The following is a 24373-nucleotide window of genomic DNA, read 5'->3' on the forward strand; positions in this document are numbered from 1 at the left end:
AGCCAAGAATTTATCTCACCTTCTTGAAAATACACTCATAATTAAATTCATCGGTGAGCGAGTCTTGAGCACGACGTGCAAATACAAGTTCCCACCCTTCTTCACCAAGCTCATTCATTGACTCTTCAAATGCAGGTGTTGGTATCCAGCAGGTAGATCATAGAAAGGCATCCCGCTCAGCTTGATCACCCTGGGGAGCACGAACGAGCGGTTCCCCCTGCCAAGCACCGAAAGCGTTGAGTACCCCTTCTGACCATTGACGTTTTTGGGGTTCAGCGGGTTGATAGACCACCAGGATTTCCAAATCTTCGTCGCGATAATCTGGGAGCTGAATCTGTAGAATGCCGTTTTGATCGACGTGGGAGCGAATCTTAAGGGTACGCATAAGCCTTTTTTCCTTTAAAGCTAATCTGAATGAAATGATAAGTAAGAACAAGCTAGCAATCAGTAAGTGATCGCTTCTCTCAGCTTCAGCTTCAAATCATTGGAAAGAGGCAACCAATCAATCTCGCCCATTAGCGTTTCAGTGGTTTCGCCCTTGGCGCAACGTTCCTTGTAGATGGCAACGAGCAGCACGTCTAAGCCAAAGCGGGTGAGCATATCAGCGGCTAGTCCAACAATGCTGAGCAGAATGATACCGCCAATCATGCCGCCAGGACCTAAGAATGCTAGAGATGCTGTGATGGCTGCTGCTCCGGCTAGTCCAGTCGTAGACATAGTGATGAGCAAAACGACGATAGGGAGTCCAATTCCAGCGGCTTTGCCAACAAATTCATCCATAGCGATTTCTCCTTAACTGAATTCTAGATAAATGTGGGCGATCGCTTGAGGAGGTCTTGGAGGTGATGATGCCCGCTTAAAGTTATTCAACCCTCTCAGCTTATTTTTCTGTCGCCAGAGTTTGCCAAGTCGTGTGGCCGAGGGCCTGCAAGACCTCAACGACACCACTGGTGGTTCTATGTTCAAAGTATTGCAGAATCTCACCAAACCATTGCCTCATCGTCGCCACCGAGTTTGGGTAGAGGCTTTGCGCCGTCACCATCCAATCCAGGAGGTCAACCAAAGCATCACTGCCGCTCTTGACCTCAAAAGCCCTAAAGTAGCGGAATTCAAAACTCAAAACTAAGGCAGATGGGCTTTCCTAGCATTCTGAATGCTGAGCCCATTTCTGCCGTGATGTGCTGGCGGATTGACCCGCTCTAATGTCTATCTGCCCACAACAGACCCCAGTTCAACTCCCTGAACATTTCTCAAGATGTGATTTAAGGATGTGGTTGAGTTGAGTCAGAGGTGTTTCTTCCGGACGGTGTGCCAAAATCGCTTGTACCGTTTCAACCAAAGGCCAGTTGATAGCAGCACCATCTCGAATTGTTTTACTGGCCGCATAGTAAGCCACATCTGGCGGCACGTCCATTTCATCCGTTTCGCCCGTTTGCAGATAGTCAGGCGATCGCCACGACACCACTTTTCCTCTGAGGGTGATTTGAAACCAAGTGATCTGATCCGCGATTGCCTCAGCAGTGACATCAAAATAAGACTCATTGCCCTGATACCAAATCCGCTTCTTTGCAGTATCGCCCTCGGTCGGCTTCATCATTCCGGGGTTAATTGGTCGCAGGGAGGCTCCTAGAGCAGTAATCTCAGACTCTTCCAATTTCATAATTGATTTGCAAAAACCGATAACAAACAGGGAACCTCTGCCAAAGCATTGCAAAATTTTTCAGTGACCTTTCAACAACGCCGGATTCATCGAAGAAGCTCTCCGAAAGCTTGAAGGATCCCTTTAGCAAAACGAGTGACCTCTGCCAGCGAACGTAGTGTTTCTGGCTAAACAGGAATCAGACTTCGGCAATCCGCAAAAACTGCATCAGTGACGTATCATCGCAAGCTTTTTCAAACAGAGTAGTTTTGGGGACTCTATCAACTTTTCAAAGCTTTTGTATCCAATCCGGGACAAAAAAAAGAGCGTACCTTGGGCACGCTCCTGGTCGTCATTCTGAGGTATGTCAGCGGTTAAGAGCTGACATACTCCCCCCGAATGGACTGATCTCAGATCTTGCCGTTAATGCTGACTGCAAGATGTCCGTTAATTCTGCTCTAGCGTTTAGGACGAGGCTGGTAGTACACCGGCGATCCCTGATCTGCAACGAAGTGGCAATCTTTGTAAGAACGAACGAAACTTTGCCAAATAGAGTCATCCGATTTGCGATAGTAGTCTCCCAAAACAGGCTTGATGGCTTTGGTCGCTGCCTTCAGGTGATAGTGGGGAATGCTCAGGAAAATATGGTGGGCAACGTGGGTTCCAATATTGTGGTGAATTCCGTTGAAGATACCATAATCGCGGTCAATGGTAGACAAGGCGCCTTTTAGAAAATGCCAATCATCGTTGGTATACCAAGGAATATCGGCTTCTGTATGGTGAAGCCACGTTACCAAGTCTAGCCAGATAACAAAGATGACGTAAGGAATGAGGTAGTACGTCGTCAAGAAACCCAACCCATATTGGTATCCCAGCCATCCCAGAAAGCACACCATACCGATGATCCAGCAGGTACTCGTGAGTACACATCGCCTTTCAGAAGGCTGGAAAAGAGGGCTATTAGGTGAGAAGTGGGAGCCTTTACGATTGGGCGATCGCTTGAATAGGTAGATTGGGTAGGCCAGCAGAGGCAGATAGAACCGCACCAGTTTCTCAGGCCAAGACATCGCGTTGTACTTCGACTCGGTGATGGGATACCAGCTCTCATCAGTGTCGATATTACCCGTATTAGCATGATGGGTACGGTGGCTAATGCGCCAGCCGTGGAAAGGCACCAAAATCGGAGTGTGACTTAGATGTCCAATGAGATTGTTAAGCCATCTTTGTCTAGAGAACGATCCGTGACCGCAATCATGCCCAACGACAAATAAGGCCCAGAACATCGTGCCTTGAGCAAACCAAAAGACGGGCAGAAACCACCACGAATCGATAGCGGCGGCCAGAGCATATAGCCCTGCGATGATGCCGATATCCAAGAAAAAATAGGCGAGCGATCGTAAAGCAGACGGCTTGAAACAATAAGCAGGAATTGCGGCTCGAATCTCCTTCAAGGTGAACGGTAAATCTCTAGATGAGCGGTTTGGATGTGGACTAGATTGTAATTGCACTGCGTCTTTCAAATTCCAATAGAGGTGTGCTCTGACAGACAGTCAGAATCGATTCAAATGTCGGTCAATTCTGTTGATCAGAAAGGCAGCTTAAAAGGACTCATCGTTATCAGCAAACTAGGTCTCAGCACACTAGTACCGCTATGCGGAATTCAGAATTCAAAACTAAGGCAGATAAGCTTTCCAAACGTTTTACAAGGTGAGCCTACTGCTGCCGTCGTGTACTAGAGAGCTGCCTCAGTTTCTCTGAGACGATGAATACCGGAAAGCCTTCTGCAACAGTCTCTAAAGCACCTTAAGCATGGGCTAGCGAAGACTATCAAACGGTCGATAGGCTCTATCCGCGTCATAAAGGTGACATTTTTGGGTGATTTGAGTCATGAGCTGCCAGGAAAACCGGCGAGTATGAATATATTCACCCCAGTTTTGTACCAGGCTTCTGTGGGCCGCTCGTAAGTTGTAAGAAGGGATACCGACCGAAATATGGTGTGGGACATGCACATTGATGTCGTGGCAAAGAACTTCGACCCACTTAGGATAGGTGCAGTGAACAGTCCCACTCAACTGGGCCGGCACAGCAGACCACTGCTCTTTCGGATGAAACTGAATCTCAGGAATGGTGTGATGCACGATAGTGAACGTGCTCATCCAGAAGTGATACCCCAACCAAGGCATGAGCCAAAATTTCACAATGCCCCAGAGGCCCAGAGTGAAGTACATCGTGGGGAAGAAAATAGCAGCGAAAATAGCAACGACTGCGATGGAAACTTTGACAGCAGGACGATCGCGCTTAGAAAAGTTCTCTGGCTTAAAGTGCAATACGGCCCAGTGTGCGATCGACCCTGTCCACCAAAAGACTCCGCGGAGTGCTCGATAGCCCATTTGCAACCAGCTCGGAGCGGCTTGAAATGCTTCTACTGTCCATGGCTCCCAAGCATTGTCAACATGCAGCTTGTTGGTATGGACATGATGATGGTCATGCAGAATCCGCCAGCAGTGAAACGGATAAACCAGCGGCATCATCGTGATATGCCCAACCCAATCGTTGACCCAGCGCTTTTTAGCAAAGGAACGATGTCCGCAATCATGCCCAACGACGAAGAGACCTGTTGCAGCAGTACCTGTAAAAAACCAAGCAACCGGAAGTAAATACCAGGGAGAGAAAGCGATCGCGCAGTATCCGATGACAACACCTATCACCGTAACTAAGACTGACAGCCAAGCTTTTCGCCAATCTTTCTCAAAACAGGATTTAGGAATAGTTCGAATCACGTCACTCAGCTTTAAGTCACTCAACGCTAAGGAAGGATCTGCTAGGGTAGACACCTGAGCAGTGGGGGGAAGTGTAGCAGTCATTCAGAGCCTCGAATAAAAACCAGACTTTTCGTCAGCATGCTGTTAGAGAAGAAGCTTCCCCGTTCCAATTTCAATCACAGGACTAACACCATGAAGGTGTCATTTTGATAATTTTCATCAAGGAAAAATAACAAACAGCCAAAAACACCCAAAAAGTCTGATAAGCAAACCTAAGTAGTCTACCGCACAGCGGATGCCAGCACTATCACGCGCATAGGTCAAATTAAAAGACTTGAGTCATCGTGTGAGAATACCTCTAGAAAATCTAATCACTGGCAAAATTACATCGCTAGTTCAGCACTTGAGATTTTGGAGAACCCTGGGTACTAAACATTTGGGACAAGTACCCGAAAATTGTAAATTAGAGATGACCTGCACTCTGGTAATACCGTGAAAGCGATCACTTTGCTCGGCTCCACTGGTTCAATTGGGACCCAAACGTTAGACATCTTAGAGTCCCATCCTGAGGACTTCCGGCTAGTGGGGATCGCAGCAGGGAACAACGTAGAATTACTCGCTCAGCAAGTGCGTCAGTTCAGACCAGAGATTGTAGCCATTTGCAATGAGAGCAAGTTGGAAAGCCTGAGAGAAGCACTTGCCGACCTTGATCCCCAACCGCAGATATTAGCCGGAGATGAGGGCGTTGTAGAGGTCGCCCGCTATGGGGACGCCGAAGCCGTCGTCACAGGCATAGTAGGGTGTGCTGGGCTTTTACCAACACTAGCGGCGATCGCAGCAGGCAAAGACATTGCCCTCGCCAACAAAGAAACGCTTATTGCCGGCGGTCCAGCCGTATTGCCTCTGGTTGAGAAGCATGGTGTCAAGCTGTTACCTGCCGACTCCGAACACTCCGCCATCTTCCAGTGCTTGCAAGGGGTTCCTGATCGCGGTCTGCGACGGATTATCCTCACTGCCTCTGGGGGTGCCTTCCGAGATTGGCCCACTGAGAAATTACCTCAGGTAACAGTCGCTGATGCCCTCAAACATCCTAACTGGAGCATGGGCCGCAAAATTACGGTGGACTCTGCCACCCTCATGAACAAGGGCCTTGAGGTGATCGAGGCGCACTATCTATTTGGGATGGATTACGACGATATTGATATTGTGATTCACCCTCAAAGCATTATTCATTCGCTCATTGAGCTGCAAGATACCTCAGTGCTAGCACAATTAGGCTGGCCCGATATGCGATTGCCCCTCCTGTATGCCATCTCCTGGCCCGATCGCATTTACACCGACTGGGAACCGCTAGACTTGGTCAAAGCTGGCGACCTGACCTTCCGCGAACCCGACCACGCTAAGTATCCCTGCATGGATATTGCCTATGCCGCAGGTCGGGCCGGAGGCACCATGACGGCTGTATTAAATGCTGCTAATGAGCAAGCCGTAGCGCTGTTTCTAGATAAGAAAATCAGCTATCTAGACATTCCCAAAGTGATCGAGCAAGTATGCGATCGCCACCGCATCGACCTCAATGCTCAGCCCTCTTTGGAAGACATCTTGGCAGTAGACGACTGGGCCCGCTTGCAAACCCTAGCGGTCAGCGAAACTCTCACACGACCTGTTGCCGTCTCCATGGGTTAGCGTCGTGGAACTCGTTATCGTCATTGGCGCGATCGTCATTTCCTTTTTGGTCTTCACTTGGCTGCTCAGAATCGTTCGAGCAACCTTCAAAACAGCGATTCTAGTTGCGGTAACGCTGCTGATTTTGCAAATCATTTTCGGCATCGGACCCCAAACCCTATGGGAACAGGTTCGAGATTCGCTACCTGGATTTGAACCTGTTAATTTTCAGTGAAGAGACCAGAAAACCTACGTTAGCGTGAAAGAGAAGCTTTTCAGGAAAAAGCCATTTCTCGTCCTAACGAACGGGAACGTGTTTAAGTATCAACTTTGAGCTTTGGATTTGCCGATGACTCAATCATTCAAAACTCAAAAGTGAGAACTTAAAATTCATTCATTCCTAAGAGACAGTCAAGAATTAGGCATTTTCACGAAATCTTTAGGCTTCAGCTTAAAGCGAACTCGTTTAACCCATCCTTGCCTATTTGAGCGGTCTCTTTAAAGCACTAACGTACTGTTGTTAAACTCAATGGGATGAATCGATAATGCGGTGAATCAGAACGAGGTGGAAGACCAGAAGTGCTTGAATGTTCGTCTGAATTCTTTAAAGGCGTCTACACATTAGTCTACACATTAAAGGAGTATTGAAGGTGCCTATTCCAGATTGGTTGAAATCACAAAAGGTTGAAGCCCAGTTTCGAGTTGGTGAAGAAGAATGGCAGCTCATCAACATTACGCTAGAGGATGACCAGGGACAGTACGCGGCTCCAGATGATAGTGAGAAGGGAATTCTTCATTACATCGCCCACGGGCAACATCCTCATGGCGGCGAAGTTTTTCTCATTCATTGGCAAGAAAGCCACGGTCCCCTCGCTGGCCACACGGGTATTGATACTTTATGGTTTCAAAAGCGAGAGGAAGGGATTGCGGTGCGAGGGACCTTCTTTTTAGATCAAAGTACCGATTATGGGGAAATTAGCAGTGCCACCACGCTGTTACGGTAATCCAAGCCGTAAGCTTGCCTGCATAGACTTTACAGAACACAACTGCTTTAAAAAGAAAAAGTCGGGTTGAAGACATCTCTAAAGAAGCTCCAACCCGAGCCGTGCTCAAGGAGCACACGCGAGTCTACAGGATGTTTTGATCATGGCCCACTTATTCTTCAGTCACCATAGGGAAAAGTTCAGTTAAATTCAGGTGTTTTCTAAGCTCCGTATGCCTACATAAGCCTACCGAGAAAACGCTACCGGCGTCAGTAAGATGACTAGCTCTCGGAACTTTATGTCCCGAGAGCTGTTGCTGCAAAGGATCCTGAGACATCGAATCGTGCTTGAGCACAGTTACAGTCTTATAACGGCCTACGCAAAAACTCAGAGACAAGTGCTTGAGCCCAATGGATCGAAATAAGAGACAATTCGGCATTGACGTAAAGCTCACGTCAGTTTTGAACTATTAGGATCGCGTCATCCAGCACAAAATGCCCCGATCAGCGCGGCGGTGCTACCCTTCAGCAAAACTCCATTTATAACAAAAGGCAGGAAGCATCGTGCTTCCTGCCTTTTGTTTCAAACGTGTCCTTGTCTAACTCAACCCAGCAGTACTATTTCGTCAGTTGAGTCAGCAGTTTGCTAGACCGTTCCACAAACGACTTCATGCCGTTAGCATCAAACCCTTTCTGAGCCATCAGCGCAAGATCATACACATGCTGACAAATAAGATTTGCCATCTCGCCTGCCGGAGAGCTAGATCCATCAGGCTGCACGATCGCACTCTTGCCCATCGTAGACAGATTCTGGATGAGCGGATGAGCCGTGTTAACTAGCAAAACGTGATCTTCAGGAAACTCAGCATTGGTTTGCTGCATCATCGCCATCATTTCCTGCATTCGACGAGTAGCCTCCGGCAGCAGCACCATGGCAGGCGGCGTATCGGGATTGTCTGTTTTCAGCGCCTCGGTTCTTACGGTGACCTGAGGTCTGCCAAGGGCCGCTTCAAACAGTCCTTTGATCTCTTCATCGCGAGTTTTGTTGGTATTAGGATCAACAATTTCGCTGTCCTTATCCTTATCGAGCAGCGCATCATCCAGATCAGCATCCACCCGCGAGAACTTAACATCCGAGTACTGCTGCTCCAGGAAAGTGACGAAATGGCTGTCGATAAACGTGTCCAGAAACAGCACTTCCAATCCCTGAGATTGATGCAGCGCAATGTAAGTCGCCTGTGAGGCCTCATCCGTCGCATAAAAGACGCGATTCTCATGGCGCTCTTTGTTGCGCTCCAGATAGTCCTTCAGATTGGTGTAGTAATACCCGTTTGCATCTGTCGGCACATCGGACTCAGAATTCACCTCTGCCCAAGCATCCCCTTCATCAGATTGGACTTCAACCTTAGCCGACTCATCGCTAGTTGCGCCCAGTTTTGCCGTCGTACGGAAGATAATGAAGTCTTCTACCTGCTGCTTAAACTTATCGTCGTTCATGGAGCCGAACTTGACGAAAGTGCCCAAGTCTTGCCACGACATAATGTACTTAGCAAGATCGCTTCGATAGAGGCCCTTCAGACTGTCACCCACCTTACGAGCAATATAGTCAGAAATTTTGCGGACGGTGCGATCGTTCTGCAAAAAGCTTCGAGAAACATTCAACGGAATGTCAGGGCTATCAATCACACCCCGCAAAGGCATCAAGAAGCGAGGAATAATCTCTTCACAATTGTCGCTGACGAAGACCTGGCTGCAGAAAAGTTTGATGCTGCTCTTAGTGACATCAATATCAGGCTTGAGCTTAGGAAAGTAAAGAATCCCATTCACAGCAAAGGGATAGTCCGTATTAAGATGCACCCACAGCAGTGGATCCTCTTGAAAAGGATAGAGATAGCGATAGAACTCTAAATACTCCTCATCGCTCATCGCATTCAGAGACTTTTTCCAAGGCGCTTCATGCTTATTAACAACCTCGTCCTCCATCTTGATGGGAACGGGCAAGAAGTCGCAATAGGTTTTGATGAGCTGCTTAACACGAGCATCTTCTAGATACTCCTGCTCGTCTTCCAACAAATGCAGCGTCACCGTGGTGCCCACACTGACTCGCTCTGAAGGAGACAGCTCAAACTCAGTCGTACCGTCACAGCTCCAGTGAACCGCCTCAGCCCCTTCTTGATAAGAGAGGGTATCAATCTCAACTTGGCTAGACACCATAAAAGAGGAATAGAAGCCAAGACCAAAGTGTCCAATAATGCTGGCGTCACCACTCTCTTTGTACTTAGAAATGAACTCTTCTGCACTGGAGAAAGCCACCTGGTTGATGTACTTCTTGACCTCCTCGGCAGTCATTCCCAAGCCCGTATCCGAAATGCTGAGGGTTTTCGCGTCTTTGTCAATCGTAATTCGAATCTCAGGACTGCTCACGTCACCCGAATACTGCCCTGAGCGAGCCAGAAGGGAGAGCTTTTGAATCGCGTCTACTCCGTTGGAAACCAGCTCTCGCAGAAAAATTTCGTGGTCAGAATAAAGCCATTTCTTGATAATGGGGAAAATATTCTCAGTATGGATACTGATGTTGCCTTTCTCAAGGATTGTTGCCATAGTCCTGCGATCTACGTTTTCAAGTCAGCATAAACGGCTTTATCATCATCGGCGATCGCCTTTTTCATCAAGGGCAATATTTCCCTAGGCGAGTACGGTTTACCCTACAGCGAAATCAAACTAGCCCACCCCGCAAAGCAGCCACTGCTGCTTGAACGCGATCGTCCACTGACAGTTTATTCATAATGCTCCGTAAATGCGTTTTGACTGTACTAATACTGAGAAACAGTTCAGACGCAATTTCGGGATTACTTTTCCCTTCAACAATTAGCCTGAGGACATCTAGTTCTCGCTTAGACAAATCAATTTCAGGACAAGGTGGATGAGCATACTGGAGATGTCCGATGACCTGGCGAGCGATCTGTGGATCAAGATAGGCCGCTCCGTTTTGAGCACAACTCAACGCGATTTCCAGCTGTTCCAAACTAGTACCCTTGATGCAATACGCATCTGCACCGCTAGCAAGGGCAGCAATCATTTCAACATCAGCCGTATGAGAGGTCAACATAACGACTCGGGTGTTGGGACTTTGCTGCTTGATCTGTTGGGTGGCCGCTATCCCATCGAGCTGTGGTAGACCAATATCCATCACCACCAAATCAGGTTTGAGGGTAAGCGTGGCAGCAATTCCCGAATAGCCATCTTCAGCCCGACCAACAACCTGAAAATGGTCATAGTTAGCTAGAAACTGTTCCAATCCCAGCTGCATCACCGGGTCATCTTCTACGATGACAATTCGCAAAGGAGAATCAGATTGAGGTTCAGAATCAGACGGTGTTGATCCATTTAGCATGGGGTTCCTTACAAGCACAGATGAAAGACTCAAGGCACGCAAAACCATGCAGCTACTCTGCTCAATCTTGTCGATGATGTTAGGGGAGCGTCATCCCCCCCCCTTAACGCCAGAAAGGTCTACACAATTTCGAGATGCGTTGACTGAACCAAGAAACTAATAATAACTAACGGATCAAGGAGATTGGAAATCGATTTGAATAATAAATTAAATCAGTAGCTAAAGTCTATTTCTATCTAGAAAACTGGAAACAATGATTGGAATTTTTAATACAAACAGTTTATTTAACAAGTTATTTTGTATGTCTAGATGCCCTTATTTGTTCCCTTGATTAACAGTCCTTAATCAAAGAAAAAGGTTTAGCTCTACAGACAAACAAGCGATCGCCCTCAGCAAATACAGATGATTGACTGACAAAAGTTGCTCATTGCAAGAGTTTTGCCAGTCAATCAAAAGAGGCTTACTAGGGGTTTTGCAGGGCTGCAACTAACTTAATAGCTCATTGCAGAATCACCTTTTTTGAGTCGAACAACTGAGGCTGTTCATCTTCTTGATGATACCAATCCGCCCATCGCCGCAGGGGTTCGACAGGATGATTTTCCCTACGATTACTAGGGTTTTCAAAGTCGTAGGCGTCAACAAATTCCACCAAAATTGCCTTCAACTGAGGATCAAGATCTTGAGCTGCGTCAAGCGATACCCGGGCAGCCGTCATGCTGGCACGGGCATAGGCCATTTCTGTGATCAATCGTCTGGCAGTAGGCGGAGACTGCTCATGCTCAGCAATTGTAAAGAGAATCCGGATGGCACTGTTAGCAACCCTCGGATCTGAATTGATCAGCCCAGCCGTCAGCCCTGGCTCTTCCTTGTCGAGAAAAGTGATGTACGGCGACACCTCTTTAGACGGCACCTCTCCCCAAGATCCCCAGACCAAAGCAGCTCTTTTTTGAGCATTGTATTCATGGCTAAAGGAAGGGAGAAACAGCTTGCGACTCGTGCGAAAGTCTCCGGCAGGCTCCTGGCGACAGAGAAAACCAACCAGACCTTCTGTGACATAGTGAATGGTTTCTTCAACAGCCATTCCCTGTAACAATGCTCGTCGATAAAACCAAGGCGCGATTCGTTGAAAAAGGCCATAGTCCGAATCAATGGGAAACTTCGTCATATCATCTGGTGCCAGATAAACCAGATAGTTGGGATCAGCAGAATTGAGCTGAGTGTACTGATTAGGTATTTTTTGAACCGTAGCGAGATCATTCCCAAAGCGATCGTCAATCGCTGTCGCCACAATGTGATCAAAATCATGCCATTCAGGAATCGAGTAAGGCACAAAGTAATCTATGAGGGGCCGATCATAATCTCCCTCTCGAACAGCTTTTCTTCCGCCGGGCTGCGTCACCACAGCATGACGAGGAACCCGCTCTTTCGGCAAAATATCCAAGGGACAAGACCGAATAAACATGACGGTTCCAACATTTAGCAAAGCAATCCCCAGACAATTGTGTTGTAACAGAGACCAAAGAAACTGAAGTTCTTTGGGATAGGCACTTGCTAGGGGAGCAAACCTCTGGGCATCTGCTTTTGAGCACAAACGCCGACCATTGAAGTCTGTCAAAGAGGCTGCTATCTTGAGCAGTGCTTCTGCCGTTTCTTGGGAGAGATTAGGGCGAGCTTGCAATCCCTTAGGCCCGAAACTGAATAGATCAAGCGCTGAGATAGAAAACTCTTTTCTCAAGAAGGTCACAATGTTATTTCGGACCTGTTCTTTGAGCTGATAGGCAATCCGGTCAATATTAGCTGGGCTACCCATAATAGGGGACGTTTCGATATCGCTAGGAACATAGGGGTTATGCACCGATTCAAGTCTCCATATGAAACGATTACTTGACTGACACTCAAGCTTTCCCCTCGTAAACATACGGAGAAACTGGTAGATCGAAAGAGAATCCTAAATTTTTCAATACAAAATTTAATCAAGAAACCTATTTTTTCAAATACAAGAAAGAAGCTTGTATCGACAACTCATTCAAAAGCTTCATATTCTTTGCAGTTCGAGCAATTTCATTGCACTTCATGAAATTACTTTTCTTGATTACAAAAAACGATCGCACTTATCAAGTAACTTATATAACGTCAAAAAAATCAGTAGAGTCGTTCAAAAGCCGCGTTTCGTTTGCGCTGTTTCTAGACACACCTAGCACCACGTCTCCCATGCCACATCCCAAACACTCGAAGGACACATGACCGAGCGCATCCTCATTACGGGCCCCACCAAGTCAGGTAAGAGTGAATGGGCAGAACAATTAGCCCTTCAGTCCACTCAGACTGTCGTTTACGTCGCCACGTCATCCGTCAATGGGGAAGACGCTGATTGGCAGGCACGCATTGAGATGCATCGACAGCGACGTCCTGACGCTTGGCGCACCTTGGAGGAGCCCATTGCGCTAGCTCAAGCTCTTCAGCAAGCCCGACCTGATGAATGCTGGCTGGTTGATTCCCTAGGCACTTGGTTAGCCAACTGTCTTGAGCTATCTGCAACCGATTGGCAGGAGACAACGGATGGCCTACTCGATGCGATCGCACGCTTTCCAGGGACGCTTATTCTGGTGGCAGAGGAAACCGGATGGGGTGTGGTTCCCGCCTACCCATTGGGGCGCACCTTTCGCGATCGCTTGGGAGTCTTGACTCGGCAGGTCGGTGCGATCGCGGATGTTACCTATTTGGTGGTCGCCGGATTCGCGATCGCCCTAAACACAATGGGGATTCCCACACTCTCTAAAGCGGATTCCCAGCCAGACTAATTATTACAACAGTTTGCGGAGGCCCAAGGAAAGGATTACAAAAGCAGCAGCTTTTGAGCGAACCGAATAGGATCTAATTGAAGTAAAGCAGTTCATCAGCTTATAGTTGCAGGTCCTGGAAGAAATTTATGGCATCCGTTCAAAAAGTTCAGTCTTATCTGGCTTATTGGTTTCAATTAGGAAAACCCGTCGTTTTTGAAAAAACGCAGGCTACCCGTTTGCCTAGCCCCGTTTTTCGAGGAGCTGATTTCAGCAACAGTTTTGAACAGTGCTGGCAGGCCATTATGCAAACACCTGACACCTGCTACCTGAAAGGAACAGACGAAAGCATTGCAGATTTGCTTAGCGACGAATGGGATGTCAACAGCTGTGCTCGTTGCTCCATGCCCCTTCCAGAAATTGTTAGAGGCATCAAACATTCTCCATGCCCCTGTGCCGATCTCCCCTCTTGGCCTAACACCGATATCCCAGAACCGCGAGCTGGCGTTGATACCACACAGCATCTCGATGAAATTCGTCAGCGTTTGTCAGGGCGTTCATAGTTCGCCCCGTCGTCAAGCAAGAGAGCCGAGCATTTCCAAGGAGATCTCCAAGAAAGAATGACCACTGGTAGGGTGTCATTAGCGCAGCGTAATGCACCCTAGCTGGGTGGTTTCATTTTCAGAGATCTTCTAACAAGTCACAAAACGGGTGGTGTCGCCAGTCACCCATTGTGGAGCCTTCATAAACTATCAACAGTCAACCCCGACCGGGTAACGCGACGTTAACCCGGCGGTGCGCGCTGCAAATTTTCGAACAACCAGCTCACATTCCAATCCTATATCCCTTACAAGACAACCCATCACGGCTAGCAGGATGGGTTTCGGTATTGTCGCTATTAGGGATTTTCGTTTAGCGATCGCTCCGCAAACTCAAGCGTTGACTTTTGTTTGCTTCAGATTCGTTTGCTTCAGAATAGAGGAGGGCTATTGCAACAGCATCGAGTGATGGCCGTTGCAAGACCATGACAACTATTAATGACCCATGTTCAACCTCAATCGAAAATTAGCTAAGTCCTTCCGCTGTGGTTTGATTACAGCAGGTAGTGCGATCGCGCTTCTTAGCATCATCGGATGTACCGCTCAATCCCAGCCAGAATCCACCACTCCGTCCCAGTCCGAATCCACCACTGCGGCTCAACCTGAAGAAGAAACTGATACTCCGTCCAGTCCAACCACAACGGCCCAAGCGGACAGCACAAACGATGGGACCAATCCAGATTTCCAAAACGTCACCGTTCTGGATAACCTAGAACATCCCTGGGGTATAGTCTGGCTGCCAGACGGCTCAATGTTGATTACAGAACGACCCGGTCGAGTTCGCATCGCCCGTGAAGACGTATTAGATCCAACGCCCATTGCAGGCGTTCCTGACCTTTTTGCAGAAAACCAAGGTGGTTTACTAGATATCGCTCTACACCCTCGTTTTGTAGAGAATCGCCTAGTCTACTTCACCTACTCCCACGGTACCAACGACGCCAACCGTACTCGCATCGCTCGGGCAACCTTTGATGGCAGCACCTTAAACAATTGGAACGTCATCTTTGAAGTATCCCAACCCAAACCTAGGGGACAGCACTTCGGATCACGACTCGTTTGGCTGCCTGATGGAACACTGCTAGCGTCCATTGGCGACGGGGGAAATCCTCCGATTGAACTCAACGGTGAACTGATTCGCCAGCAGGCCCAGAACATTGGCAGCCATTTCGGTAAAGTACTGCGCCTCAACGATGATGGTTCTGTCCCATCGGATAACCCATTTGTGGCCGATGCTAACGCTGAACCTGAAGTCTGGAGCTATGGACACCGCAATATCCAAGGACTCGCCTTCAATTCCCTAACCAACCAAGTCTGGGCAACCGAGCATGGTTCCCGAGGCGGGGACGAAGTCAATCGGGTTTCAGCAGGAGAAAACTACGGGTGGCCAGTAGCAACCCATAGTCGAGAATATTCCGGTGGCCTCATTTCTCCAGAACAATCACTTCCAGGCATGATCGATCCCAAAGTGATCTGGACTCCTTCGATCGCTCCCTCAGGGCTAGCTATTTATACGGGCGATCGCTTTCCCGAGTGGCAGGGTGATCTGTTCGCTGGTGGATTAGTGTCCCAAGATATTCGTCGGATTGAAATTGATGAGTCGGGCAACGTGGTAAACGAGGAGTCGATTGCAATCGGTCAGCGGGTGCGAGACGTTCGGCAAGGCCCCGATGGATTACTCTACGTGCTGACGGATGAACCCAATGGGCAACTCATCCGTCTCACTCCCATCTCCGAATAGCCATCTCAAACCCCAAACCCCAAAACTCAAACCCCAAACCTCAAAACTCAAAACTCAAACCACCTAACTATCGCCTAAAGTTTTCTCATGACCTCCCATTCACAATCGAATCCCATGCCCCAAGACTCTACCGCCGACAGCTCATCTCCCAGTCCAGAACTCGTCGCTATTCAGCAGATGATGGGCGAAATTGCGTCACTGCGTCAAGAAATCAGCCAGCTTGCAGCACTGCCTCAACAGGTAGAACAGCTCGAACAACGTCTGCTTATGGTGGGTGATGTCTACCGATACGAAACCCTTCAAGAGCAGTTGGCAACGCAACAGTGGTTTGCAGCTGACAAAGAGACCGTAAAGCTTATCGCCGATATTGCCAGCGTATCTGACCTAGAAGAATTAAGCCCTCGCGACATTCGAGGCTTTTCCTGTGGCGAACTACAGGTTATTGATCGTCTCTGGACAACCTATAGCAACGGGCGTTTCGGATTTAGTGTGCAAGTACAGACCTATCAGGAGCTAGGCGGAACACTGGAAACCACCATTGGCGAAGACATCAAACTCATACAGCGATGGGGGGCAGTTCTAGGCTGGCGCGATGGCGTTAGTGAACAAAAGCCAGAAGGCGATCGCTGGCGCAAATGCGACGAATTAGAATTTTCACTCGATGCTCCCAAAGGCTGCCATCCTTCCCGATGGTGGAATTCTCCCTACGGCTCCCGCATGACGAACTATTTTCTCAATCGTCTGATCACCTGCGAAATGTAACGGCTATTCGCTGATAGTTCCTCAGTAGGTTAAAAACTGCGTTTACGCCTAATTTCTATCATCCACATTACTGCTTATCCACCATGAATCCTGCCCCCAATTCATCCCCCGCACTCCAACAATTTGATAGCTGGCTCGAACAGCAAATTAAGGATCTCAGCGTTGATGCCCTCAGTCGCGAAGCCATGACTTGCACTGCCTGCCCCCAAGTCATAGGCGACTACATTATCGAGTATCAAGGGGAGTCCTTGCGGTTTCCAGCACCCAAAGCCTACGCCTTTCTCCGTTACGTACTCGACCAGTAGAGGACAAATCACCCTGCCCCCACTTCCTACTCCCCGCTCCCCTTACACCCTACTCAAGCAACCTGAAACAGGCTATAGGTCAATATCGAGGAACAGAAGCATCGACGTTGATTGAATAAGCATCGATACCGCCAACCAAATTTTCAACGTGAGTAAATCCCTGCTGTTTGAGCCAAGCACACATTTGGGCCGAGCGAATGCCGTGATGACACATCACAATAGTTTCCGTTTCAACATCAAGATGCTGATGGATTTGCGTCTCCCATTCAGCAAATTGACTCAAAGGCAGGTTGATAAAGCCTGCGATTGCAGCTTTCTGTAATTCCCAGGGTTCACGCACGTCGATGAGCTGAATCTCATCACTGCCAGTCTTTAGCTTGTCGGCGAAGGCATAGACATCCATGAGTCACCAAACAGTTCAGGTAAAACGAATTCTATCGAACTATAGCCGTCGCCGGTTCCGTAAGGACAAAACGCAACCCATCGGGCAATGCACGAAGCATCCGGAGGCTATTGAGTGCACAAACCTAGATGGCTCAAGCCATAGCGGCAGGCATTCGAGTCAAGCACACCCCATTCCCTGTTCCCTTAAGACACTGAGATGTACTTGACCAAGCTGCGCAGGGCTATGAGGACGGTTTTCATCTAGAGCTGGATGAATAGCCATTAAATTCAAACAGTCCACAGACTTCCCAGAAATCAATGGTTTATGAACTACTCGCTGTACCAAAAGACGTCAGCGATCGCTCCACCCATGTCCTCAAATTCCTCAATGGGATTCAGCAGCACAGTCTGTTGAGTCAGGTCCTCTCCTAAGCGCCGTTCGACACGATCAGGAATACCGTATCCATAGATGACATGACCATTACCCGCAAGCACCACTACCTGAGTGTCTGGGTTGTCGGTTCTAAAATCAGCGATCGTCATTGCCATGGTTTCATCCCAAGTAACCTGAGCGGCAAAGAAATTATCGAAGTTGAAATTGCCGTGGCTGCCATGACTGCCGAAAGCCGCAGACACAAATTCTTGGTAGTCCGTATTGCTGGTATCAATCTCAGAGAGAGGCGGAATGTAGCGAAAATCATCTCCCTCTAGGCTGGCAAGTCCTTCACGAGCGATCTGACGAGTAATTTCACTAGGGGCATTCAGGGCCAACACCGGCAAACCGTTCTCCTGAGCAAAGCGTAAAAAGGGGGCATAAAACTCCCACGGAAATCCCCAGCGCTCTAAATATTGCGTCTGCTCGATTAGCTCGGCTTCCGAGATTTCTCCTGCTAGGTAGCGATCAATCGCCGGTTGAAAAGGCCGTTGAAACATTTCAAGGGCGATCGCCATATCGGGATCCTCCGCATATAGCCCCTCAATGATTTCAAGCTGAGCCGCATGGTCAGCAGCACTATCGTGCTGTTCTCCCAAATACACAACATCCGCTGATTGCAAAACCTGAAACGCATTATCCTCAACACTACTGAGTGAAACAGGCTGCTCCAGCGCAACCCCATTATCCGCCGAGCACGCGAGCGGGCTAGTCAAAAACACCGCGCCTAGAAATGCAAAGCCAAGTCCCCATCGTCGTAGGTGTAGTGCCATGGTTTGGTGGTAATCAAAAATCAGGTCGATTCACTGTGCAGTGTAAAGTGAGAGCAGCCGCGATCGCCAATACTGCTGATGAAGAACTGTCACAGCTCATGAGTACTAAGGCTTGATGACTCAGCATACAAAAAACAACTGTAACGCCAATCGGAGTCGTAGAAAACTCAGCAAAGGCAACAAGCCCTTCAATAAGTTTCAGCAGGTGAAGGAAACGGTTCAAAATAGCCATCGCTGCAAACCCCTCTCAATAAAATTCCTTAGTGTTGCTGAATTCGGGGATGAGGTAGTCATAAGCCCTCTTCAAGCCTCTAGCGAGGGGACTTTCAAGCAATGCCAGAGTAGGAATGCGACAATCGTGTCCCTACAAATTCCCTAACAATTCCTGAAGCCGACCCAACAAAATTGACTTAGGCACCTTCCCTACAAACGTTTCCGCGATCGCTCCGTCACCTCTCAACAACGCTAAATGAGGAACCCCTGTGACGTTGAACTGCTGAACCTGATGCCGCCACTGTGGATCATCAATATTCAGCATGACTCGGTTAAGCGCTGAGTCAAACTGCTGATGCACCGAATTCAGGGCAGGCGCCATCGCCTGACAGGTCGTGCACCAGTCCGCATAGAACTCAATCAGAGTCGGCTTTCCATTCGTCATTGCGGTTTCCAAAGGCAACGCTTGCCTAGCACTCGCCCTTAGCATTACCAAATTAGAGACCGGAGAAAGGCTCTGAGTAACCGTCACGGAGCGGGTAATGGAAAAAGCCACGATCGCAAATAGGATGACGAGGGCGATCGCAAATTTTCCAACTCTGCTGGCTTCAAGCTGCTGGGGGCGGTTTTTAGATGAAAGCGGCTCGATTGTCATAAGAGAACTCTCCGGTATCAAAGCATCGACAAAAAAAGGAGCGACAGTACCAGAACATCGAAAGAGCGATTGCTAAACCATGCCCACAATTCCACGAAGAGGCAGTAGTCAATCTCACCGATTCTGGTTTATCCCTATAAAATTCCTGCGTAAATCTCACGGTGTTCCTGAGCTATCTGGGCCGAACTCAGTGGACTGATATCGCCATCTCAGATGATCTCTAGGGATGAGAAGGCTTTTTGAATCAGGTTTTCCTGGTATCCGTTTAGCGTAGACTGGGAGACCTGCTGCGCTGGCTCCTTTTCAAGAGATTGCTATTTATGGACCGACATTACTGGTAGTAATAGGCCAGAGCAATATGAAAGACGAGCATCACGGCAAACACGCAGACAAAGAAAATATGACTCGCTAGCCAGACAGCCCTTAATCCTCGAATCAGGGGACCTTTTGTGAGAACTCGGCCAGTGATGGGTAGCTTTCCAAAGGACTTCCGAGTCGACTCCACAATGCCCGTCTCTGTCCCAACGCCGACCAAAGCCGTCAAAGTGGTGGCAAAAAAGACCCATAGGAAAACCGCATTAAAATTAAGGCCATTAGCTCCTAGCGTGTGAACTAACACGACAGCAAGAAGGGCTACACCAGCAAAAATGTGAAAACTACGCCAAAAAAGGACAGAACCAGGTAGCTTGATATTGGCAATCCAGCCTCGACCTCGCTTGCGGACCGTTAGCAGCATCTCAAGCACTACAAACGCTAGGGCAACGTAGCCCGTCGCTTGCTTATATAGCTCGCCCCTCAGGAAACGGTGAAGTTCGACAGAGCGCGATCGCAACTCATCCAAGTAATAGTCACTAAACACGAAGGGCGTTAGCAACAGGGCCGTCAGCAGCGTCAGTCCAATCAGCGCTTTAAAGCTAGGTTGGATACCCTTGGACTTGGCAGGACGACGACGCTGGGGGGCGATCGCTGCCGTGACCTCAGCAGCAAGATCCGTAGAAAGAGTATCCTCAGGGCTAGAGTCTATCTGCGATTGAGGATTAAGCATGTTCCGGGAGGGGTGGGACTGGCTCATGGGTGAAATGGAAAAAACTTAAGGAATAGCCAAAAGGGTTGAAAAATAGCTCAAAGGGCTGAAATCAGATGGATTAGGCAGCCAGAGAGCCTTAGAACCATCAATTTCTACAGGACCAGAGAGGCTAGTTGCGAGGGCTATTGGCCTCTCCAGTCCGCTTCACTAGGAGACGTGAAGGGCCAGCTACATGGGTAACCAGCGATCGCTCCCCTTAAGCGCCCTCTAGGGGAATGTTGATGACGATGCCACCCATCACTTCGTCCATTACAAATGTCTTGTCAGGATAGCGCTCCAGGTGGACAGGGTGAGTGTTGTGACAAGACACGCAGGCTTCAGCCACCGCAACATCGGGATACATTGCCGAAAAGTAGGACTGACCACCAATTTCCTGATAATCCTTCACCGGTTCACCCGTCTCAATCATGGTTTCAATAGCCACTTCCTCAAATTCACCCTTAGGCGCATGGCTGTCGTTGATATACCAGGGAGAAATCAAGTTGTAGGTAAAAAAGCCCGCTTCGTTGGCAATCTCAGACCCCAAGCGAAACATTTGCGCTGGCAGAGGAATACCGTCAGCTTGTTGCCAGCCTTCAGTTGCCTCAATGGTGAGAACACCGTCTTCCTTAGATTTACCCTCAAGGGTCTTGGAGCGGTTGACGACGTGTTTAGTGTAAGCCGTTCGGTCAGCCTCCAGAACGGTATGAATGTAATCAACTACCATTTCCGGTGCAATACCAGGCGTTGTTGTTGCCGTTGTGCCGCTACTGCTACAGGAAATAGCTGTAATAGCTACAGCCATGATGATGGCCATGAAGGCAACGGTACGAGTCCGAATCGTACTCATCCATCGGTCTACAAGTGTCATGGAAACTAATCTCCTCTAGTGAATCATTAAACGTTGATAGGTTTGAAGGAACGTAACCGTGCTGTATCACTGTGTGATTGTGTAAGTCCGGCAATGCGAACACTGGATTTGACGATCGCCCTAGCTACCCTCCTGATCAGTCCGCCGCACCTCCAGCGCTCGGACCAAGTCAAAGGTTTCTAGGGATAAGGCGGGTGGGGCATCAAAGTTGGCCTCCACCAAGTCATCGTCAAAAATGCTGTTGTAGCTGTACTCCACGCCATGGCAGTTCATGCAGACTTCTTGCACCATGCGATCGCGGGGAAGCAGCGTATAGGTATTGTTGTGGTTGACCTGTGTCACCCTATCACTGCCGACTTTCAGCTCGTGACGCGGTAAATGACAGGTCGCACAGCTGACGGATGCCGCAGACGGACGAGGGAGACTTCGGTCCGCAGCAAATAGCTCGGCATGGCGAGAGTTGGGATAGTTCAAAGAATGGGTATCACTATGACAGCCCAAACAAGAATCTACCGCCGCCTGCACCGTATTGACCGAGTGAACATCATGGCAGGTGCTGCAATTCATCTGCACATCGTGGGCGGCAACCTGCATGGGTAACCGTGCCATCGCTGGCGTCAATGGCGATGCGCCTTCTAGCTGTCGAATACCGTGCTTTCCCAAAAGGAACGTATCAACCGATTGCTCATGACAGGACTGACAGCTTTCGATTCCCGGCTGAGCCACAAACGCCTTCGTATCATCAGCCTGGTGACAGCTAGAACAGTTGACGTTGTTCAAAGCATGAGCACTGGTTTGCCAAAGCTGGGTACTTTCATCGAGCTTGGCTGGGTCAACACCACTACCCCACGCAGGTGTTGCCCATCCTAAAAGCAGCAGCATCGCCATGACGAGTGCAGCGATCGCCCGTCTCGCCTGTCTCGGGTTCCGCCAGCCCGCCGAAGCAAACCTCAAAACTCTGGACATAATCGAGACCTTTAGAGTCCGATAGCTGGCAAATAACCTCATGCCGCACCCCCTAGAAACTCACGACTGAGGTCAGGTGCAGGCGCAGTTTCCACCTGAGTCAGAACAGTCCGCTCCGGCAACTGCTGCACAGGCAGCAGGGGGGGCTGATCCAAATTCTCCCTCAAAAATCCGGTCGAAATTGAGCGATGATCGTGGTAATTGTGACAACCTGCCGTCCAACAGCCATCGGCAGCAAAGCCATCGTGACTCTTGAGATCACCCTGAATAATGCCTTCATGACAGGCCATACACAGATCAGGCTGCAAATGGACGCCCCGTCCGAACATATGCACATGCTCGTTATGACAGGTCGTGCAAGTCAGGGCTTCGACCTTCGCCAGCTCCCCGGCCCAACGCGGATCCCGAAATTTAGCAGCACCGTGCTTGTCTTCCGCCATTTCCGCCTCATGACAGCGCATACAGTTGTCGTTGCTCACAGGCTTGAAACCCTCATGGCAGGAACTACAAGAGGTTTCAAACAGGTAGTGGCCAACTGAGGTTTCCCCAGGGAGAAAAACCTGCTTGTTATCCAGAGCAAAGGCCGCCCCAAACCAGCTCACCAGAAGGATGCAGGTCAGGGCGATCGCTGTCCTTAAATTCAGAACAGACCGCCATTTCAACGCTCGACCTCTTAACGCCATCAATTCTGCTCCGTACGTCTCCTAGCGTTAAAGCGTTAAACCAGCAGGAACAGGGCAACTAACGCGATTAATCCACCCCCGATCAAACCCGCAGCAGTTCCCGTAGTAATGTTGCTTTCGGGGACTTCGACCGTTGCCGCTGAAGACTGGAGTTGAACCGCCGTTTCGTCATACTCAGCCCCTTCCAGCATGACAGTGGTGATTAAACCATAAGCATCCACCCAAGCCTGCTGCGTTTCAGCGGTCCAATCCTCCTTGAGGTATTGGCCAAACGTTTTGAGCAGAGTATTGCCGACTAGGGGATAGTGCTCGGGTAGCGCACCATACTTGACGTGACGTGCTCCCAGACCCTTCAGCGCTCCTGTCAAAGCCCCCGGCTTTCTCAAGTTTTCAACGACGAAAACAAGAGACGTCAACAGCTTGCGCCCCTGATCACTCATATCGGTGTGGGCGAAAAGGGGCTTGGCGGCAGGATAATCCGTAAATAGATTCTCGTAGAAGCTCGTCACAAATTCATTGGCGTGGGGCTTCACTTTCTCAAAGCTCTCTTCCAGCAGCCTAACCTTCAAACCAGTGGCCTCATCGATTTCAGGTTCAGGAGAATCTAGCTGAACCTGAGTCTTGGAGTAATCAGCGCCCTCAAGCATGACCTCAGTAATCACCCCATAGGCACCTGCCCAAGCCTGCCGAGTATCAGGAGTCCATTCATCCCCTAAATACTGCTCGAACGTTTTGAGCAAAGTATTGCCCACCAAGGGATAGTGCTCCGGTAATGCACCGTACTTCACATGACGCGCCCCTAAGCCTTTCAAAGCCCCAGCCAAGGCTTCAGGCTGCCGCAGGTTTTCTACAACAAACACCAACGACTTCAGCAATTTATTGCCCTGCTCCGTCATGTTGGAGTGAGCAAACAAGGGCTTGGCAGCGGGATAATCTGTGAACAAATTGCCGTAAAAGCTCGTCACAAATTCATTAGCCTGGGGAGCTATTTTCTCAAAACTGCTTTCTAGCAGTTCTATTTGTAAAGTCGTCTCCTGCACATCCTTCTGTACTTCAGAAACCATCAAATTCTCCAAAATTTTTCTCACAAACACGCACATTCAAGCCCCAGAAATCGCGCTCTGACATTCGCCAGAGTTGGCGTTGAGTCAGAGTTAGCGATCTAGAAACTATTTTCAAAAAATGCTTAAGGGAAAGCTTAAGGAACAGAAATTGGTCAGCAGCACAAAAAAGAGTGCCCCAAACTTGCACCTGCCGCTGAAAACAAACAGAGGTTAAAACTAGTCTTATCGAACTAAAAGAATCGAAATTCCTAACAAATTAGATTCTTTTAGTTGGACCTATCCAATTGATGAGAATGAGATTAGTGAAGCAAATTTTGTTTTTTTGTAGCAGGAACGACCAAATCAAAAATTGTTATTCCTATATTGCATCAAAGTCATGCAATAAACGGATTAATCAATCAGTCCAACTTGAAATAATCGACAGAATCCTTGTTGGGCAAGGATTTTACTGTTTCATAATTACTTGCGATACCCAATGAACTGCTCATGAGAAAGCCTCACTACTTGACTCTCCGCCTCTTCTTCTTCGTTATAGACACCGCTCAACTGGCCTAATCACTTAAGTTTTGATATTAGATGTGAAGCAAAGAATAAACTTATATTTCTTTTATTATCTGCTTTCTAAAGTTGTCTAACACA

Annotated in this window: 26 protein-coding genes; 8 read left to right on the forward strand and 18 right to left on the reverse strand. The window is 48.7% G+C overall.

Annotation, left to right across the window (positions count from 1 at the left end):
- Positions 1-157: 157 nt before the first annotated feature.
- From PN498_RS14855 to PN498_RS14880, 6 genes are all read right to left on the reverse strand, one after another.
- Positions 158-385 (reverse strand): hypothetical protein, encoded by a 228-nt coding sequence (locus tag PN498_RS14855; RefSeq protein ID WP_272063598.1) that lies wholly within the window; start codon positions 383-385, stop codon positions 158-160.
- 59 nt (positions 386-444) lie between these two features.
- Positions 445-780: a hypothetical protein gene (locus PN498_RS14860; RefSeq protein WP_272063599.1), complete on the reverse strand. Its 336-nt coding sequence runs from the start codon at positions 778-780 to the stop codon at positions 445-447.
- A 100-nt stretch (positions 781-880) separates the two neighbouring features.
- Complete coding sequence (locus tag PN498_RS14865) at positions 881-1120, reverse strand: transposase (protein WP_272063600.1); 240 nt, start codon at positions 1118-1120, stop codon at positions 881-883.
- A gap of 111 nt (positions 1121-1231) precedes the next feature.
- Positions 1232-1660, reverse strand: a complete 429-nt coding sequence (locus tag PN498_RS14870; RefSeq protein WP_272063601.1) for a hypothetical protein — start codon at positions 1658-1660, stop codon at positions 1232-1234.
- A gap of 437 nt (positions 1661-2097) precedes the next feature.
- Positions 2098-3147, reverse strand: coding sequence for a fatty acid desaturase (locus PN498_RS14875; protein WP_272063602.1), 1050 nt, complete (start codon positions 3145-3147; stop codon positions 2098-2100).
- A gap of 306 nt (positions 3148-3453) precedes the next feature.
- Positions 3454-4503, reverse strand: coding sequence for a fatty acid desaturase (locus PN498_RS14880; RefSeq protein WP_272063603.1), 1050 nt, complete (start codon positions 4501-4503; stop codon positions 3454-3456).
- A 390-nt stretch (positions 4504-4893) separates the two neighbouring features.
- Between PN498_RS14880 and dxr the strand changes: the two genes are divergently transcribed.
- The 3 genes from dxr to PN498_RS14895 all read left to right on the forward strand — a co-directional run bounded on the left by dxr (position 4894) and on the right by PN498_RS14895 (position 7070).
- Positions 4894-6087: a 1-deoxy-D-xylulose-5-phosphate reductoisomerase gene (dxr, locus tag PN498_RS14885; protein WP_272063604.1), complete on the forward strand. Its 1194-nt coding sequence runs from the start codon at positions 4894-4896 to the stop codon at positions 6085-6087.
- Positions 6088-6091: 4 nt separating this feature from the next.
- On the forward strand, positions 6092-6301 hold the full coding sequence (locus PN498_RS14890) for a hypothetical protein (protein WP_272063605.1): 210 nt from the start codon (positions 6092-6094) through the stop codon (positions 6299-6301).
- 415 nt (positions 6302-6716) lie between these two features.
- Positions 6717-7070 carry a hypothetical protein gene (locus PN498_RS14895; RefSeq protein ID WP_272063606.1) on the forward strand — a complete coding sequence of 118 codons (354 nt, stop codon included), beginning with the start codon at positions 6717-6719 and terminating at the stop codon, positions 7068-7070.
- A 596-nt stretch (positions 7071-7666) separates the two neighbouring features.
- Here PN498_RS14895 and htpG read toward each other — a convergent pair.
- From htpG to PN498_RS14910, 3 genes are all read right to left on the reverse strand, one after another.
- Positions 7667-9649, reverse strand: a complete 1983-nt coding sequence (gene htpG, locus PN498_RS14900; RefSeq protein ID WP_272063607.1) for a molecular chaperone HtpG — start codon at positions 9647-9649, stop codon at positions 7667-7669.
- A gap of 115 nt (positions 9650-9764) precedes the next feature.
- Positions 9765-10391 carry a response regulator gene (locus PN498_RS14905; protein WP_272063659.1) on the reverse strand — a complete coding sequence of 209 codons (627 nt, stop codon included), beginning with the start codon at positions 10389-10391 and terminating at the stop codon, positions 9765-9767.
- A gap of 550 nt (positions 10392-10941) precedes the next feature.
- Positions 10942-12297: a hypothetical protein gene (locus PN498_RS14910; protein WP_272063608.1), complete on the reverse strand. Its 1356-nt coding sequence runs from the start codon at positions 12295-12297 to the stop codon at positions 10942-10944.
- A gap of 385 nt (positions 12298-12682) precedes the next feature.
- On the opposite strand from PN498_RS14910, the gene cobU reads away from it, so the two are divergent.
- The 5 genes from cobU to PN498_RS14935 all read left to right on the forward strand — a co-directional run bounded on the left by cobU (position 12683) and on the right by PN498_RS14935 (position 16626).
- Positions 12683-13243, forward strand: coding sequence for a bifunctional adenosylcobinamide kinase/adenosylcobinamide-phosphate guanylyltransferase (gene cobU, locus PN498_RS14915; RefSeq protein ID WP_272063609.1), 561 nt, complete (start codon positions 12683-12685; stop codon positions 13241-13243).
- 128 nt (positions 13244-13371) lie between these two features.
- On the forward strand, positions 13372-13785 hold the full coding sequence (locus PN498_RS14920; RefSeq protein WP_272063610.1) for a hypothetical protein: 414 nt from the start codon (positions 13372-13374) through the stop codon (positions 13783-13785).
- A gap of 481 nt (positions 13786-14266) precedes the next feature.
- Entirely contained in the window at positions 14267-15559 is a 1293-nt protein-coding gene (locus tag PN498_RS14925; RefSeq protein WP_272063611.1) for a PQQ-dependent sugar dehydrogenase, read from the forward strand.
- Between the two features lie 114 nt (positions 15560-15673).
- Positions 15674-16321 carry a GUN4 domain-containing protein gene (locus tag PN498_RS14930; protein WP_272063612.1) on the forward strand — a complete coding sequence of 216 codons (648 nt, stop codon included), beginning with the start codon at positions 15674-15676 and terminating at the stop codon, positions 16319-16321.
- 83 nt (positions 16322-16404) lie between these two features.
- On the forward strand, positions 16405-16626 hold the full coding sequence (locus PN498_RS14935) for a hypothetical protein (protein ID WP_272063613.1): 222 nt from the start codon (positions 16405-16407) through the stop codon (positions 16624-16626).
- Positions 16627-16705: 79 nt separating this feature from the next.
- On the opposite strand, the gene PN498_RS14940 is transcribed toward PN498_RS14935, so the two are convergent.
- The 9 genes from PN498_RS14940 to PN498_RS14980 all read right to left on the reverse strand — a co-directional run bounded on the left by PN498_RS14940 (position 16706) and on the right by PN498_RS14980 (position 23734).
- Positions 16706-17029, reverse strand: a complete 324-nt coding sequence (locus PN498_RS14940; protein ID WP_272063614.1) for a rhodanese-like domain-containing protein — start codon at positions 17027-17029, stop codon at positions 16706-16708.
- Positions 17030-17340: 311 nt separating this feature from the next.
- Positions 17341-18216 carry a ChaN family lipoprotein gene (locus tag PN498_RS14945; RefSeq protein ID WP_272063615.1) on the reverse strand — a complete coding sequence of 292 codons (876 nt, stop codon included), beginning with the start codon at positions 18214-18216 and terminating at the stop codon, positions 17341-17343.
- Positions 18217-18229: 13 nt separating this feature from the next.
- On the reverse strand, positions 18230-18448 hold the full coding sequence (locus tag PN498_RS14950; RefSeq protein ID WP_272063616.1) for a hypothetical protein: 219 nt from the start codon (positions 18446-18448) through the stop codon (positions 18230-18232).
- A 132-nt stretch (positions 18449-18580) separates the two neighbouring features.
- Entirely contained in the window at positions 18581-19084 is a 504-nt protein-coding gene (locus tag PN498_RS14955; RefSeq protein ID WP_272063617.1) for a thioredoxin domain-containing protein, read from the reverse strand.
- A gap of 331 nt (positions 19085-19415) precedes the next feature.
- Positions 19416-20156 carry a hypothetical protein gene (locus PN498_RS14960; protein ID WP_272063618.1) on the reverse strand — a complete coding sequence of 247 codons (741 nt, stop codon included), beginning with the start codon at positions 20154-20156 and terminating at the stop codon, positions 19416-19418.
- Positions 20157-20367: 211 nt separating this feature from the next.
- Complete coding sequence (locus PN498_RS14965) at positions 20368-21021, reverse strand: Tll0287-like domain-containing protein (RefSeq protein ID WP_272063619.1); 654 nt, start codon at positions 21019-21021, stop codon at positions 20368-20370.
- 120 nt (positions 21022-21141) lie between these two features.
- Positions 21142-22029, reverse strand: a complete 888-nt coding sequence (locus PN498_RS14970; protein ID WP_272063620.1) for a hypothetical protein — start codon at positions 22027-22029, stop codon at positions 21142-21144.
- The gene (locus PN498_RS14975; RefSeq protein ID WP_272063621.1) at positions 22026-22670 is read right to left on the reverse strand and encodes a cytochrome c3 family protein; all 645 of its coding nucleotides are present in this window, start codon (positions 22668-22670) and stop codon (positions 22026-22028) included. The genes PN498_RS14970 and PN498_RS14975 overlap by 4 nt, the downstream gene beginning before the upstream one ends.
- Positions 22671-22705: 35 nt before the next feature.
- Complete coding sequence (locus PN498_RS14980) at positions 22706-23734, reverse strand: globin family protein (protein WP_272063622.1); 1029 nt, start codon at positions 23732-23734, stop codon at positions 22706-22708.
- Positions 23735-24373 lie beyond the last annotated feature (639 nt).

It is taken from the genome of Oscillatoria sp. CS-180 (genome assembly GCF_028330965.1).
Classification (GTDB): Bacteria; Cyanobacteriota; Cyanobacteriia; order Phormidesmidales; family Phormidesmidaceae; genus Halomicronema.